Source organism: Paenibacillus sp. HWE-109 (genome assembly GCF_022163125.1).
In the GTDB taxonomy this organism is placed as follows: domain Bacteria; phylum Bacillota; class Bacilli; order Paenibacillales; family NBRC-103111; genus Paenibacillus_E.
In genome coordinates, this window is the sequence record NZ_CP091881.1 from 4,788,274 (window position 1) to 4,803,509 (window position 15,236).

At 45.1% G+C, this 15,236-nt stretch carries 14 protein-coding genes and 1 other RNA gene; 7 read left to right on the forward strand and 8 right to left on the reverse strand.

Features of this window, described 5'->3' with window-relative positions:
• Positions 1-31: 31 nt before the first annotated feature.
• Together LOZ80_RS20510 and LOZ80_RS20515 are read right to left on the reverse strand one after the other, a co-directional pair.
• Entirely contained in the window at positions 32-1,114 is a 1,083-nt protein-coding gene (locus LOZ80_RS20510; protein WP_238166458.1) for a DUF294 nucleotidyltransferase-like domain-containing protein, read from the reverse strand.
• Positions 1,115-1,156: 42 nt separating this feature from the next.
• Positions 1,157-2,542, reverse strand: a complete 1,386-nt coding sequence (locus LOZ80_RS20515) for an ammonium transporter (protein ID WP_238166459.1) — start codon at positions 2,540-2,542, stop codon at positions 1,157-1,159.
• A 303-nt stretch (positions 2,543-2,845) separates the two neighbouring features.
• On the opposite strand from LOZ80_RS20515, the gene LOZ80_RS20520 reads away from it, so the two are divergent.
• Positions 2,846-3,286: a MerR family transcriptional regulator gene (locus LOZ80_RS20520; RefSeq protein WP_189009058.1), complete on the forward strand. Its 441-nt coding sequence runs from the start codon at positions 2,846-2,848 to the stop codon at positions 3,284-3,286.
• A gap of 21 nt (positions 3,287-3,307) precedes the next feature.
• Positions 3,308-3,997 (forward strand): zinc metallopeptidase, encoded by a 690-nt coding sequence (locus tag LOZ80_RS20525; protein ID WP_238166460.1) that lies wholly within the window; start codon positions 3,308-3,310, stop codon positions 3,995-3,997.
• Positions 3,998-4,050: 53 nt separating this feature from the next.
• Here the strand turns inward: LOZ80_RS20525 and LOZ80_RS20530 are convergent, their stop codons facing one another.
• A complete protein-coding gene (locus LOZ80_RS20530) occupies positions 4,051-4,935 on the reverse strand; it encodes a glutamate biosynthesis transcriptional regulator GltC (RefSeq protein WP_238166461.1) in 885 nt (294 codons plus the stop codon).
• 161 nt (positions 4,936-5,096) lie between these two features.
• On the opposite strand from LOZ80_RS20530, the gene tpx reads away from it, so the two are divergent.
• Entirely contained in the window at positions 5,097-5,615 is a 519-nt protein-coding gene (tpx, locus tag LOZ80_RS20535) for a thiol peroxidase (protein ID WP_238166462.1), read from the forward strand.
• A gap of 48 nt (positions 5,616-5,663) precedes the next feature.
• Here the strand turns inward: tpx and LOZ80_RS20540 are convergent, their stop codons facing one another.
• Positions 5,664-6,053 (reverse strand): DUF1499 domain-containing protein, encoded by a 390-nt coding sequence (locus tag LOZ80_RS20540; protein ID WP_189009069.1) that lies wholly within the window; start codon positions 6,051-6,053, stop codon positions 5,664-5,666.
• A 127-nt stretch (positions 6,054-6,180) separates the two neighbouring features.
• On the reverse strand, positions 6,181-7,527 hold the full coding sequence (locus LOZ80_RS20545) for an Nramp family divalent metal transporter (RefSeq protein ID WP_238166463.1): 1,347 nt from the start codon (positions 7,525-7,527) through the stop codon (positions 6,181-6,183).
• Between the two features lie 155 nt (positions 7,528-7,682).
• Between LOZ80_RS20545 and LOZ80_RS20550 the strand changes: the two genes are divergently transcribed.
• Together LOZ80_RS20550 and xylB are read left to right on the forward strand one after the other, a co-directional pair.
• Positions 7,683-8,186, forward strand: coding sequence for a GNAT family N-acetyltransferase (locus LOZ80_RS20550; protein ID WP_238166464.1), 504 nt, complete (start codon positions 7,683-7,685; stop codon positions 8,184-8,186).
• A gap of 139 nt (positions 8,187-8,325) precedes the next feature.
• The gene (gene xylB, locus LOZ80_RS20555) at positions 8,326-9,855 is read left to right on the forward strand and encodes a xylulokinase (RefSeq protein WP_238166465.1); all 1,530 of its coding nucleotides are present in this window, start codon (positions 8,326-8,328) and stop codon (positions 9,853-9,855) included.
• A gap of 742 nt (positions 9,856-10,597) precedes the next feature.
• Here xylB and ssrS read toward each other — a convergent pair.
• The 3 genes from ssrS to LOZ80_RS20570 form a co-directional block, all read right to left on the reverse strand.
• A non-coding RNA gene (gene ssrS / locus LOZ80_RS20560) (6S RNA) lies at positions 10,598-10,779 on the reverse strand.
• A 50-nt stretch (positions 10,780-10,829) separates the two neighbouring features.
• A complete protein-coding gene (locus LOZ80_RS20565; RefSeq protein ID WP_238166466.1) occupies positions 10,830-11,672 on the reverse strand; it encodes a YesL family protein in 843 nt (280 codons plus the stop codon).
• A 275-nt stretch (positions 11,673-11,947) separates the two neighbouring features.
• Positions 11,948-13,564, reverse strand: a complete 1,617-nt coding sequence (locus LOZ80_RS20570) for a degradosome RNA helicase CshA (RefSeq protein ID WP_283214680.1) — start codon at positions 13,562-13,564, stop codon at positions 11,948-11,950.
• 279 nt (positions 13,565-13,843) lie between these two features.
• On the opposite strand from LOZ80_RS20570, the gene LOZ80_RS20575 reads away from it, so the two are divergent.
• Both LOZ80_RS20575 and LOZ80_RS20580 read left to right on the forward strand, forming a co-directional pair.
• On the forward strand, positions 13,844-14,380 hold the full coding sequence (locus LOZ80_RS20575) for a DUF4178 domain-containing protein (protein WP_238166467.1): 537 nt from the start codon (positions 13,844-13,846) through the stop codon (positions 14,378-14,380).
• 51 nt (positions 14,381-14,431) lie between these two features.
• Positions 14,432-15,136 (forward strand): DUF4247 domain-containing protein, encoded by a 705-nt coding sequence (locus LOZ80_RS20580; protein ID WP_238166468.1) that lies wholly within the window; start codon positions 14,432-14,434, stop codon positions 15,134-15,136.
• Positions 15,137-15,236: the final 100 nt, after the last annotated feature.

Genomic DNA, 15,236 nt, shown 5'->3' on the forward strand with positions numbered 1-15,236 from the left:
CCAACACATTGAACCCCAAAACCCGATAGATCTAACCTTTTTCTCTGTCTTTGTGTGAAACGATCGACTTTTTGACATACTTTTGCAATTCAATACCTGTACGCAAACAATCTTTCAACTGCTGCTTAATTTCTTTGGTTAGTTGTTCGGCCCCCAACTTGCCGCGGGTCGTATACATCTCATTTTCAACTTGATAGCGCGTCAAATCTCTCAATTTAAGCGCGATAGCGAACGCTTCCTGCCATTCATCAGCCAATGTCTCAGGAATATGCCCCTGCTCCTTCAGTTCCCTAATCCGGTCCACCGTTGATGAACTTTGGATCCCAGCCTGAATAGCCAACAAGCGAACCCCATTCACAATGGGGATATAAGCGCCATACTTGATATCGAAACCGCCTGCATCTTCGCCATAACGTTCTGTGATGAGATGTCCGAACAAACCTAGCGAGATTTTGTGATGAAGCGTATTGGATAAGAGGTCATTTAATATCGCAGGGTGCTCTTCCACATACGCAAGAAAACCATTCTTGAGTTTATCAACCAAATCTTGTGATCCATAAATGCAGCGCATATCCGCCAAAATAAGCAAATAGCGAACATTTTCCCATTCAGGTTCCTTAAACCAGTCCAGCAGCATCTCCATATAGGCGCTATAAGGCTTTCGCCACTGTTTATTACTCGAGATGACATTCCCCTCACAAGGCGGATAACCTAGCATATCCAGACCACGAAGAATACAATCCACAAGCTTGCTAAAATAGGCATCCAATTCTTCTTCCGTTTGATGTTCGCTCGCTTCATAAATGAGCCCATTGTCTTGGTCGCTCCAAAGCGTTTGTTCCCTTCTGCCCCCGCTGCCAAATAAGATAAACGCATAAGGAACAGGAGGTTTCCCAAAACCTTCATCCTCCAATATGTGTTCCGCAAGTTCGATCGTTCTTTGAATTAAGCAGTCATGGATCTTATTGATTTGGCGTCCTAGTTCGGGAGAATAAGAGAAAAGGAGATGCTCCCGAAACATCTCATGCACCTGATCTCTGGTTATTCGCATCTCATCAAATTGTTCAGATTGATAGATACGTTCCAGGATCTGTTCCATTGAGAGATGATTCATGTTGCATCCCCTTTGCTCTAGTAGAAAGTTATGTGGTCGTTATTAAACGGACACGCCGTTTTGAGCTGCTTTTTTCATTTGTTCTGGGTAACCATATGAACCATGTTCAGACAGATCCAGACCGATAATTTCTTCTTCTTCTGTAACACGAAGGCCAACAGTTGCTTTAAGAATACCTAAGATAATGAAGGAAAGAACAAGAACGAAAGCCAGCGCACCGAATACGCCTAACGCTTGAATGCCCAATTGGTGTACGCCACCGCCATAGAACAAGCCTGCACCGCCGACGCCAACTTTGGCAGAAAGTTCAGGTGTAGCGAACAAACCAGTGGAAAGGGTACCCCAGATACCAGCAATCCCATGCACAGAGAACGCGTAGATCGGATCGTCGATTCCAGCTCTTTCGAACCATTGTGCTGTGAAGAAAGTAACAATACCTGCAACTGCACCAATAACGATAGCGGCCCATGTATCTACGAACGCACAAGCTGCTGTAATCGCAACGAGTGCTGCAAGAACACCGTTCAACATGCTAGGAATATCCGCTTTACCAAAGTACATCCAGGAAATAACCAGGGCCGCAACACCGCCTGCCGCAGCAGCCATGTTCGTTGTCAGAGCGATATAACCGAAGAATCCGTCGCCCATAGCACTGAGTGTGCTGCCTGGGTTGAAACCGAACCAACCGATCCAAAGAATGATAACACCTAGAACAGACAATACTTGGTTGTGACCGGGAATCAAGTTTGGCGTTTTATCTTTATTATATTTGCCAATACGTGGTTTTAACAAGATTGTTGCTACTAACGCTGCGGTCGCACCTTGTAAGTGAACAACCGTGGAACCTGCGAAATCTTGCATACCCAATTTGCTCAACCAGCCGCCGCCCCATACCCAGTGAGCTACGATCGGATAAATCACGACTGTGAATAGAATACCGAAGATGAAGTAAACCGGAAGCTTCGCTCTTTCAGCAAATCCACCCCACGCAATCGCCAGGGAGACACCTGCGAAAGCTAATTGGAACAAGAATTTGATGCCGATTGGCACATCAGAGGCAGACAAGGAACCGAATGCCGCGCTAGCTTGATCTTCAAGCCCTGTTACGAAGAAGCCTGTTGTTCCGAAGAAAGCATTGCCGTCACCGAAGGCGAAACCGAAGCCGACAGCCCAGAAGGCAATGGCGCATAATCCAAAAGTTAAAATTGTTTTACCGGCTACGTGACCGGCATTTTTCATTCTAGTTGACCCCGCTTCTAATAAAGCAAATCCAGCTTGCATAAAGATAACCAAAATTGCAGCTAACATGACCCAAACAGCATCGATTGCACTTTGAAGTTGGGGTATTGTCGCTTCTTCTGCAGCAAACGCGAGAGTAGGGAACAATAATGCCATAACGCCGAAAGCTAACAACAACTTCTTAACCATACGACCACTTCCTTTAATGTTAGATTAAGTAACATATAATGAAACTCTTAATGTCATTATATACAGGTTATTTGGGTTTGACAATAGGATTTTCGCTAAAAAAATGAAAAAAGCGAAAAATAACCTGACATGGAACAGGCATAATTCGTGTTTTCGCTCATAGCAAGCCTATTATGTTAGGAAATCACTTAAATGTTCATGTCAGCTTTCACAAGTATGACGTTTGACTGTACGGTTTGTAATCAGGTATCATTACTATAAGAAGGAAGTCGTACATATCATTGGAGTAGAGGTGAACTTAGTATGGGGAATGAGAAACTTTATAAAATCGGAGAACTCGCCAAACTTGCCGATGTCAGTTCTCGAACCATTGATTACTACACCAAGTTGAAATTAATTGAGCCCGAGAAAAGATCAGATACCAACTACCGTCTTTATAGTGATGAAACTTTGAATCGACTCAAACGTATTGAAACCATGAAGAACGAGAAATATACCTTAGAGGAAATCAGAACGAATCTTCAACAGTGGAGTAAGGTCTCTCCCGATGATACCGTGAGAGATAAACTGACATCCATTCAACTTCATCTTGAACAGTTAATGAAGGAAGCCAAAGAACTCGGGCCTATTATCAATCAATTGAAGCCCAATCAAATGAAAAAGCTCTACCGTATCCTTACACAACCCACTGCTGCTTGTATTGAAGCATTAATTGTTCTTCTAGGTAAAAATCCGTTCTCATAACGAATTACGGAGGCGTATATTATGTTCTTTCATCCCATGGATTTTCTCATTATTATTGCATTCGTGCTTTCGATGTGGGCTTCTTTCCGGGTCAGAGGCACATTCAACAAATGGTCTAGCGTTCCTGTCTACTCAGGCATGACAGGCGCCCAAGCTGCCAGACGCATGCTAGATGCCAATGGATTGTATGATGTACCCGTTGAAGCGGTGCGAGGGACGCTCACCGACCATTACGACCCTTTATCCCGTGTTGTCCGGTTATCTGAACCTGTTTATTACGAAAGCTCCATATCGGCCGTCTCTGTTGCCTGTCATGAAGTCGGGCACGCGATCCAGCACAAAGTCCATTACCCTATGCTCGTCGCTAGACATTATATGTTCCCGGTCGTCAATTTCGCATCGGGAGTAGCCCCTATACTGATCATAGCGGGTTTTATCTTCCAACAGATCCCTTGGCTGCTTGGCGTGGGCATCCTTTTCTTCGCAGCTGCCGTGGCATTCCAATTGGTTACCTTGCCCGTAGAATTCAACGCCAGCTCCAGAGCCCGTGATTTAATGGTTGCCGAAGGGTTCATCTCTAATGAAGAAGAACGTGGCGTAGCCAAGGTGTTGAACGCAGCCGCGCTTACGTATGTTGCTGCAGCTCTGATCTCCGTCCTTGAGCTCCTGAAGTATATAATGATATTTAGCGGTCGCAACAATAATGATTAACACAAAAAAAGCTCTCCTCGTGTCGTGCCCATGCACACACCAAGAGAGCTTTTCTATTGGAAATATTCGTAAAGAAACCGTCTGAACACTTCTGCCACCAACGGCAGCTTTTCACCTTTGCGGCAAATCAACCCTACCGTTCTGGTAACCTGAGGATCCGTGACACGGATTTTCGTCGGCTGCATTTGCCCGCCTTCTATTAAAGCCATCGACGGCAGCAAACTCACCCCCATCCCCGCGGCCACAAGGCCTCGAATCGTATCCGTCTCTTCACCTTCGAATTCAATCTTTGGAACGAAGCCCGCTTTCAAGCAAGCTTCCATCACAATTGCGCGAAGGGTATATTCTTCACTGAACATAACGAAGGACTCGTGCTTCAACTGTTCTAATCGTATCGACGTATACTCAGCAAGGATATGATTAGAAGGAATAATGGCATAGAGTTCTTCAGTAAGCAATATTTCTCCTGTTACATGCTCATGTGACTCCGGGAATGGCGAAATGAACGCCAAATCAATCTCTCCGCGAGTTACGTCGCGTATTAACGAGGCATACGTCCCCTGCCGCAGCCTAAATTTCACGTTGGGGTGATCTTTCTTGAAGGAAGCCACAACAGCAGGAAGCAAGTTGATGACCAAGCTGTGGGGAAAGCCAATACGAATCTCTCCTGCTTCCGGATCGAGGAATTCATGCATTTCACCAACGGCACGTTCCAAATCGGTTAATATCCCTTCAATTCGACTCAGAAATAAATGGCCTACAGAAGTCAGATGAAGGTTGCGACCTTTTTGCACAAATAAATTTACACCCAACTCTTCTTCCAGCAAATGAATTTGCCTGCTTACCGCAGATTGAGCCACATGCATCTCTTCTGCCGCTTGGGTAACATGCTGTTTTCTAGCCACTTTCACAAAGTATTGCAATTGTCTTAATTCCACTTGATGAATCCTCCGACTTTTCTTACAATCTCATGATGCTTGTAAACTGCTATCCGCATTTAAATTATAGCTTCGCGGCAACGATTGGACAACCTAAGATCAAAAAGCTTATAATAAGTAAGTTGTTAATTTGCATGGAAAATAAAGGAGGAACTGTTCAAATGGCTCAAGAACGCACTGGTGTGGCTACCTTTAAAAGCAATCCAATTACTTTGGTAGGACCCGAAATCAAAGTTGGTGACAAAGCGCCAAACTTCACAGTAAACAAAGATTTGATGACGCAAGTTACTCTTGCTGACTATGCCGGCAAAGTAAAATTAATCAGCGTTGTTCCTTCCCTAGATACAGGCGTTTGTGATGCACAAACTCGTCGTTTCAATGAAGAAGCAGCTGGCCTTGGCGACAATGTGGCTGTTCTTACAGTCAGCGTGGATCTTCCTTTCGCACAATCCCGCTGGTGCGGTGCTGCTGGAATCGACAAAGTCGTAACTTTGTCTGACTACAAATCAAAATCCTTCGGCGAAGCTTACGGTGTTTTGATCAAAGAACTTCAACTGGATATGCGCTCCATCTTCGTTATCGATGCTAACGATACCGTTCAATACGTTGAGTATCTTGGCGAAATGACATCTCACCCTAACTACGAAGCGGCTGTTGAAGCTGTTAAAAAATTAGTATAATAGACATAAATAAAACAGCAAGGAGGCCTAGCTTCCCTGCTGTTTTTATTATCCTTCAATCTTATATGAAGCTAGCTTGCGATCTAATTGTTTATAAATATCTATAATGGTGCGATAATTGGAACCCAGATCCCCCATGGAGCCTCGGGAAGCCGAATAAATATCTACCGCTGTTTTTACCGGATTAATGCCAAATAGTGTTAAAGTAACGTCTTGCGTTCGACCCGTCATTGTTTTGCGTTCTGCTAGAATTTCACCAACATTTTGAACTTCGTGAAGAAGCTTATAACCTGGTGTCTTCTTTAAAACAGCAGTAACTTCTTCCCATACTTGTTCTTTAGGAAGCTTATAGTACCTTGTTTTCAGCAAAGGATCTTTGGCTTTATCTCCGGTCGTTTCATGACTGCGAAGTAATCCTATTAAAGTTCTCTTAAGCAAAAGCCTTTTCCCCCTTCAATGAAGTGCATCTAGACCACATGCCATTTCTACACTGCTCTCTATCTTACCATTGTTTAGGCGTAAGAAAAAGAGGGAAAATGAAATCAGGGGGAATTCAGCTATTTTATTAACCAAAAAAAGTGCTGTACAACAAGTAAGCATTCAAGCCAGCTATCACGACTGCAACTATCCAACTTAAGATAACCATCCATTTGGGGGTCACGAGAACACCCATTTTTTTGCGGTCCGAAGTAAACTTAACAAGCGGAATTACGGCAAAAGATAACTGCAAGGAAAGAATTACTTGGCTTAGAACAAGCAGATCAGTCGCACCGCTTTCCCCATAAATGCCAATAACAATGACCGCAGGGACAATCGCAATCATCCTTGTAATCAATCTACGCAGCCAAGGCGACAAGCGAATATTCAGAAAACCTTCCATAACGATCTGACCGGCTAATGTCCCTGTTAGCGTAGAGTTTTGACCAGATGCCAAAAGCGCCACTGCAAAGAGAATACTCGCTGCGCCTGTTCCAAGCATCGGCCCGAGAAGGTGATACGCATCTTGAATTTCGGCCACTTCTTTACCCGCTGAATGGAACGCTGCCGCGGACAAGATCAGTATCGCAGCATTCACGAACAAAGCAAGCATTAAGGCTATCGTCGTATCAATCGTTGAAAATTTAATTGCTTCGCGTTTGCCCTCAATTGTTGGCTCAATTTTACGAGTTTGCACAATGGAGGAATGGAGGTATAAATTATGCGGCATAACGGTTGCCCCCAGAATACCTAGGGCAATATATAACATCGCCGGATTCGATACAATCTCTGTTTTAGGAATAAAACCGGCTGCTACCGCTGCAAAGTCAGGTCTTGAGAAGATGAGTTCCATGACGAAACAGATTGTAATCAATGCCATCAAGCTAATAACCATAGCTTCAATATAGCGAAAACCTTTTTTCTGCAGCAGAAGAACCAATAAGACATCTATCGAAGTAAGAATAACGCCGTATATTAGCGGCATGCCAAACAATAAATTCAATGCGATAGCCGCCCCAATTACTTCCGCCAAATCGCAAGCCGCAATGGCGATTTCACATAACAACCAAAGGGCAAAGGAGACAGGCTTACTATAATGATCCCTGCACGCTTGCGCTAAATCCCTGCCAGTAACAATACCAAGGCGTCCAGACAAAGCTTGCAGGAGAATAGCCATTAGATTAGAAATTAAAATAACAGACAACAAGGTATATCCAAATTGAGATCCACCAGCCAAATCGGTTGCCCAGTTTCCTGGATCCATATACCCAACCGCTACGAGGTAGCCGGGACCGATGAAGGCGAGCAATTTGCGAAAAAATCCTGCTTTCTTAGGCACGTTCATGCTTTGATGAACTTCTGGCAGGCTCGGCATAGAAGACTTACTTTTCCATCCACTTTGCTCCTGCTCTGGTTTCTTATAGGCTGCTTCCATATCTTTTCCTTCTTTCGCGAGACCAATAATGTTGTACTAAGGAAACTTATCTAGTTGAATTATACTACATAATGTTATTCTATGCTATAGGTAAACAGTTATGTGCATATGAAATAGTTTTTACCATGGGAAAAATTTATGAGGAGATACCCATTATGCGAATTCGACCTGTTGTGACTGATTCCGATTTGAACCAAGCTTACGAAATAGAACGAAGCGTTTATACGAAGGAGGCCGCCGCTAGCCTTGAAGCCTTTCTACTACGAAAAGAAGCTTTCGGAGCTTATTTCCTTGTCGCCGAGATGGCTGACATTGAAACCGTGCCTACCATCATTGGCGTAACCAACGGAATAAAGCTTAATCACATTGATTTGGCAGATGAAAGTATTAAGCAAAGTATTCAATCTGCCGCGAATGGTTCCTATTGGTGTATCCTAACCATTGCCGTCCACCCCTTGCACCAAAGACAAGGCGTTGCTACCGCTCTGCTCCAACACATCATTCGAATTGCTCAGAGTGATCACCTGAAGGGCATTGTCTTGATGTGTGAAGAGCACTTAATTCCTTTCTATGAAAAGCACGGCTTTCATTATATTGCTCCCTCCAAATCTGAACATGGCGGTATCCAGTGGCATGAGATGCATCTCATCTGGAATTAATTCCGACAAATAATTCAAGCTCCAAGAAGGATTTTATTCAATTTGTGCGAATATAATTAGTTAAATATCTTTGTATATTTATTAAACAAACAAAGATGAATGAGTGTTTTATACAAAAACTTATAAAGGGTGAATTCGCGTGTCCTATTTTTTGGGTTTGGATTTAGGGACTTCTGCTATCAAATGTATACTTGTCGATAACAACGGACTTGTGATTGGCAGTCATAATGTTGAGTATCCACTTCAACAGCCGCATCCCGGCTGGGCCGAGCAGGAGCCTGAGGATTGGTGGAATGCCACCATCGAAGGTATTCGGGCTCTGCTAGCCAAAACCAACACCGCGGGCGACGCTGTCGCGGGGATTGGCTTCTCCGGCCAGATGCATGGGTCGGTTTTCTTGGATGAAGCGCAGCAGGTCATCCGGCCTGCGCTGCTCTGGTGCGACCAGCGCACGGCGGAACAGTGCGCTTACATCGAGTCGACCGTCGGCGCTGCCGAGCTCGGTCGACTGACAGGCAATCGGGCGCTGACCGGCTTCACGGCGCCCAAGGTCATTTGGCTCCGGCAGCATGAGCCGGAGAACTACAGCCGCGTGCGGCATCTGCTCCTGCCGAAAGACTACGTCAGGCTGCGCCTGACAGGGGCATTCGGCATGGATGTGGCCGACGCCAGCGGCACACTGCTGCTCGATGTGGCCAATCGCAGCTGGTCACAAACCGTCGCTGAGCGGCTTGCGATCCCGCTCGAATGGCTGCCGCCGCTCTTCGAGTCCGGCGACGTAGCCGGGCACCTGCTGCCGGAAGCAGCCAGCCTGACCGGCCTTGCCGCCGGCACGCCTATCGTTGCCGGCGGCGGCGACCAAGCCTGCGGCGCCGTTGGTGTCGGCGTCGTGCGCCAAGGCATTGCCTCGGTGGCGCTCGGCACGTCCGGTGTCGTCTTCGTCCATGACGACACCTACCAAGTCGATGAAGCTTTCCGGCTTCATTCGTTCTGTCACGGTGTGCCCGGCAAATGGCACCGCATGGGCGTTATGCTGGCCGCAGGCGGCTCCTTCCAGTGGTGGCGCAACCACTTCGCGCACGAAGAGCAGGAGCGCGCGCAGCAAGAAGACACAGACGTCTACGAAATACTGACGTCTGAAGCAGCCACAGCTCCCCTGGGAAGCGAAGGCCTCTTGTTCTTGCCTTATCTATCCGGGGAGCGCACGCCACACCCTGATCCTAAGGCACGCGGCGCCTTCATAGGTCTAAACCTTCGCCACGAGAAAGCCCATCTGACTCGTGCCGTCCTAGAAGGCATCACCTTCGGCCTGCGCGACTCCCTTCAGCTCATTCGTGAATCGGGTATCGAGGTATCCGAACTCCGTGTGAGTGGCGGAGGCGCCAGGAGCCCCTTCTGGCGTCAAATGATCGCTGACATTTTCGGAATTTCTGTCGTCACAGTCAATTCAACAGACGGCCCTGCCTATGGCGCTGCTATTATGGCTGCTTCCGGCGTGCTGCAGGAAGACATCACCGCGCTATGCGAGAGATGGATTCGCATTACGGATCGCATTGAACCTAATGCTGAGAATCATAAGCAATATGAAGCCTATTACAACATATATCGCAGCCTTTATGGCACTCTCCAGCATACTTTTCACCAGTTAAGCGACTTAGCTGGACATTAGTTTGCCTTTCAACTAAGGAAATCTTCCGAAAAGTTATTGCGAAAAGGAACTATGGTCCTCTATTCGATTCAATTCGAACGAATTCCAAGCTGAAAGGGAACTACGTTCCCTTATTCCCCTATTTAAAGGTGAAATACCAGTAAAATAGGCAAATTAACGTATCGTAGTTCCGTCTATCCAGCCAAATGGCTGTTTGGATGATTAATAAGGGAACATAGTTCCCTTTGCATCCGTATTCAAGTATCCGCCAGTCGGATTGCGTTAATCCTGCCGAGCACTATTCCGACTCATATTGAATCCAGCCACCTACAGGTTGTTCGAGTCATGGAGTTGTCCGGAGTTGCTCGAAGTTGTTTGGAGTTGCTTGGAGTCACTTGGAGTTGCTTGAAGTCACATCGAGTCACATCGAGTCACTTCGAGTTACTTGAAGTTGCTTGAAGTCACTTGAAGTTGCTTGAAGTCACTTGGAGTCACTTGGAGTCACTTGGAGTCACTTGGAGTCACTTGAAGTCACTTGAAGTCACTTGAAGTCACTTGGAGTCACCACGAGTTACTGCGAATCACAAATAGTCACTTTCAAGCTCCTCCTAGCTAATCGCACAGCCCCAACCTTCATGCTCACAGCCACAATATTCAATGGAGATTGGGCTTCTCACACCTCAGTACCCAAAAAAGCCTCGAATCCACTTCATGGATTCGAGGCTTTCGTAATTAATTTTTTGCATGGAGCAAAATAGGCACAAAAAAACCCGCCTATGCCGTCCGGTTTTGGTGCTTCAAACCCGCTCTCGCAGGTGGGTGTCCGCAGAGGTGTATTTGAGGTCCCCTTTCGAGGGCATGTCAGCCACACTTCAATGTAGGTCTCCCTAGAAACAGTCATTGGTTTAAAACAACTTAAAACCGTTACGAACATCGCAGGATTCTTTTGTAGTTCTTATTATAGTGCCCTACCGGCTGATAATCAACTGGCAGGATTATTCTTTATTCTTTTCATTCTCATCTTTTTTATGCAAGCTAATTTCAATCGGCTCGTCACCATTATCTGAATCACTTTGTTCTTTTTCTTTTTCTGCTTCAGCTTCCGCCTCAGCGAGCCGCTGCTGTTCTTTCTCTTCAAGCGCTTGCTGCTTCGTTTGCAGCTTCGTGAAGCTCCGGTTGAACTGCCAGAAAGAGAATGTCGCCATGATGCTTCCCATAAAGAAAACAACCAGGAAGAAATTAAACTTAGTCAAACAAATGTAGAAAATAACACCATTGCAAATCAATAAAACAATTGAGTTGATGGGATTGCCTATGGTAATCAAAATTGAATTCTTTAGAATTTGGAAAATTTTCATGTGCAGATGCACCATTATAGAAAAGAAATTAAACAAGGAAATGATGATAATAACCGTAAAAGCAATAAACAATATGGCTAGTACCCTAAGTGAGCTCCCTTGTTTTAAGTAGAAGAAATAATTGACAGCAATAACCACGAAAATGATGACAAAGAAAATACCGCCAACCATGCTTTGCAGGTAATTTTCTTTGTAGCTGCGGAAGAACGTTTTTAATAAGGGAACATCCTCTTCCCCAGTAACCCATTTCCTAGCTACAGCGAACATGGCAGAGGTTGCGGGAAACAAAGTAAACGGTGCCAAAATAGCAAGTATTGGCAACATGGACTTCAAAGCATCTGGTGACGGACTCACCAAACCCATAAATGCAAAAAAGAAAACCGGAATCGAACATATCAGCCACAACAGATTGATTACCGATAGACGCATAATCCATTCTGATATTCTGTATAGCCCTCCCATAACACCTCTAAACTCCAAAACCGCTTCCTCCTTAGCGTTTCCTTCAGGAAACTTTCTACGTTGATTATCTACGCTACTTCAAACGATATTGTCTTACGCTTGTCTTACTTTACGATATGTTTAATTATAGCCTATTTTTTAATTTATAGGTAGCCGTCTATTATGAAGGAGGTTGATACCACCTTCATCCCATTGGAACATCTACTGATGCCACTCCGGTTCTTGTCATTAGCAACCGCAAAAAGGCGAAGATCCCAAGGGATCTCCGCCATTATTTAGTAGACTTAACTGCCTTATTTGTTTACAAGCGTGTCTTCGCTTTTGCGAGGAGCTCTGGAACGATCACGGTTTCCGGAGTTGTTGCTGCCGTATTCGCGATTTCTGGAAGAAGAACTGCTTCCGCCTTCTCTGTTTGAACCATAGTCTCTGCTATCTTTGCGCGGGTAACGGGAGTTCGAGCTGCTGGAACCGCCTGAGCTGTATCCGCCACCTTGACGACGATCGCCTGAACCTGACGAACTGGATCCTGAACCGTATCCACCGCCAACGCGTCGGCCTGAGCTGCGCACGTCGAACTTTTTCTTTCTTGCACGAATCGGATCTTCTGGTGTTAATTCAATATTCGTTTCCTTTTTGTCGCCTGTCAGAAGCTTCATAGCTGCTGCAAGAAGATTAACGGAATCATATTGCTCCAACATTTGAATAGCCAGACCTTTGAATTCGCCTTGCGTATCATTTTGTAAGACATCAAGAATACGCTCAGCTGTCATTTTTTGTTTGCCTTCGATGGCTTCAGCCAAGCTAGGCAAAGGTTTTTTGCTGATTTTGTGACGAGTCACTTTCTCAATGAAGTGCAAGTGATCGATTTCTCTTGGTGTAACGAAAGTCCAAGCTGTACCTTCTTTACCCGCGCGGCCTGTACGACCAATACGGTGAACATAGCTTTCTGGATCTTGCGGAAGATCGAAGTTAATAACGTGTGTTACGCCGGAAACATCGAGACCACGAGCGGCAACGTCAGTTGCAACGAGTACATCAATGCTGCCATCACGGAATTTTCTCATCACGTTATCGCGTTGATTTTGGGACAAGTCACCATGAAGACCTTCAGCAGCATACCCTCTTTTTTGTAGAGCTTCTGCTAATTCATCAACCCGACGTTTGGTACGGCCGAAGATGATGGCAAGATCTGGTGCTTCCATGTCGATCAAGCGGCTAAGCGCTTCGAACTTTTGTTTTTCATGCAATTCAATGTAAGCTTGGTCAATCAGAGGCGCACTAACTTGTTTCGGGATAACCGATACATGTTCTGGGTTGCGCAAGAACTGTTGAGCCAATTTTTGAATGTTCGCCGGCATTGTAGCGGAGAACAACATTGTGTGGCGCTCTTCTGGTACTAATTTCAAGATGGATTGGATATCATCCATAAAGCCCATATCGAGCATTTCATCTGCTTCATCCAGAATAACGGTTTGAACATCATCAAGTTTGATCGTTTTGCGGTTGATATGGTCAAGTAAACGACCTGGTGTACCAATAATAATTTGCGGTTTCTTTTTCAAAGCGCGAATTTGCTTAACGATATCCTGTCCACCGTAGATCGGTAAAGAACGAATGCCTTTGAAACGACCGAGTTTTTCAATCTCTTCCGCAACCTGAATGGCAAGTTCCCGTGTTGGACACATGATAAGAGCAGAAATACGCTCTTCTTTTGTATTGATTTTGTGAATAAGCGGAATACCGAACGCTGCTGTTTTACCAGTACCTGTTTGTGCTTGACCGATCAAATCCCGGCCTTCCATTGCTAATGGAATTGTTTTCTCTTGGATTGGTGTGGATTCTTCAAAACCCATCTCCGTAACAGCGCGTAAAATCGCCGGCTCTAAACCAAACTCCTGAAATGTTTTCAAATATATTCAATCTCCTTTTGTACAGGGCAGGCTAATGCCTTGTATCTTTTTTACCCTTAAGTACGACTTCCTATCCGTATCTATAGTTTCTTGGTGGAATACACTTTCGATTTATCATCTTCCATGATCCAATTGGCCGCCCTTAAGAACATCTAAAATATTATAGCACAAGTTATATACAAATTTCCAGAGGCGTCTTTCAAAAGGCGAGCGAAACCTTACGGATGAGTAAAGCGTATTACATCTTAGAACAATAAACGGAACAGAGGAGCGTTCACAATGTCCATTTTCAAACGTGTAAGCAATATCCTGCGCAGCAATAAAGAAGTACCTCCAACAACACCCGTTGGCAATCCTCTCGAAGATGCTCGAGTTGGCGATATTGTCAATGTAGACCTAGAGGAATACGTCGTATCCGGCAAAGTCGTTTATTTTGATCGCGGGTTCGCGCCTCACCGCTACGCTTATTATTTACAAAGTGGCAGAAATATTCAGTGTCTAATCGTGGAAAAAGGGCGAACCTATGATTGTTTCCTTTGCAGTTTCGTTGAAGGCGCTTTGGATGACCCTAATGATGTGCCTACTCGACTGGAGCTAGATGAAGATGTAACTTTTGATTTGGAGTTTCATCGGAATGATGTGACGCGTACGGAAGGCAATACTGATTTCCGCAGCGGGGATGACGTTGTATTCTGGCGCTATTTCGGACCGGATCGCAGATTTTTCTTCTTGCAATGGCAGGACGGCAAATTTATCGCACTGGAAGGCGAGCGTACCCCTGGCAATCAAATCAAATTTTTGAAATCGACGCCTTAAACAACCTATGTTATCATTTAGTAAAGTTTGGAAAGGAGGGACTACTGCAAAGTGAAAAGATGGACATCATGGCTTTCATTCCTACTGATCATCACCCTTCTTACCGCGTGTGGCGCTGATGCCGGACGTTATGTCAAAGATCAGTACCCTCTCGTAAGCGTCGATGGCAAGGGCAGCAATCTATCCAAGGTGTATTCTGTTGAAGGCAAAAGTGTTCCCGTTGTAGCATCAGAGATTGCCTCCAAAGAAACACCCAAGGAAAAAAGCAAGGAATCCGAAGATCAGATGTTCCTGATCTATACGGATAAAGTTATTAATATCCAAAAGGATCCAAAAGATAGTACAAACACTCTCGTCCAAATTGACAGTATCCAATATGCCAAGACGCATTATGACTCTTCTTTTTTACAAGGCTATTTGACAGCTTCACTGCTCCAATCGTTGCTTGGCGGCAGTTGGTTCAATAACAGAGGCGGTTATGATTATAAAGGGTATACGCGGACACCTACCTATAATGCCGGAAATGGTAAGTCGACCGCACCAACAACCGACACATCCAAGGATAAAAAACCTACAACATCCGATCGCACAGGCACATTCAAAACAGGCACGGGTACCGGCTCTTCCAATACCGGAAGCAGCTCCACAACTCGTAAGAACGATGGTTCTACGACCAATAAGGTAACGAAGCCCTCCAGCAGCAAAAGCAGTAAGCCCAGCACGAGCTCGCGATCAGGTTCGTTTAAGAGACGCTAATAAACACAGCTGTTGTCCGTGAACAAGGACGCAGCTTTTTTATTCTCATTTTTCAATTGAACAGTGGTTAAATAATGATTGAAGTTTTGAAAGAATGAAT

Coding starts and splice junctions, on each gene's coding strand:
- LOZ80_RS20510 (WP_238166458.1), bottom strand. CDS start 1,114: ATGAATCATCTCTCAATGGAACAGATCCTGGAACGTATCTATCAATCT.
- LOZ80_RS20515 (WP_238166459.1), bottom strand. CDS start 2,542: ATGGTTAAGAAGTTGTTGTTAGCTTTCGGCGTTATGGCATTATTGTTC.
- LOZ80_RS20520 (WP_189009058.1), top strand. CDS start 2,846: ATGGGGAATGAGAAACTTTATAAAATCGGAGAACTCGCCAAACTTGCC.
- LOZ80_RS20525 (WP_238166460.1), top strand. CDS start 3,308: ATGTTCTTTCATCCCATGGATTTTCTCATTATTATTGCATTCGTGCTT.
- tpx (WP_238166462.1), top strand. CDS start 5,097: ATGGCTCAAGAACGCACTGGTGTGGCTACCTTTAAAAGCAATCCAATT.
- LOZ80_RS20545 (WP_238166463.1), bottom strand. CDS start 7,527: ATGGAAGCAGCCTATAAGAAACCAGAGCAGGAGCAAAGTGGATGGAAA.
- LOZ80_RS20550 (WP_238166464.1), top strand. CDS start 7,683: ATGCGAATTCGACCTGTTGTGACTGATTCCGATTTGAACCAAGCTTAC.
- LOZ80_RS20575 (WP_238166467.1), top strand. CDS start 13,844: ATGTCCATTTTCAAACGTGTAAGCAATATCCTGCGCAGCAATAAAGAA.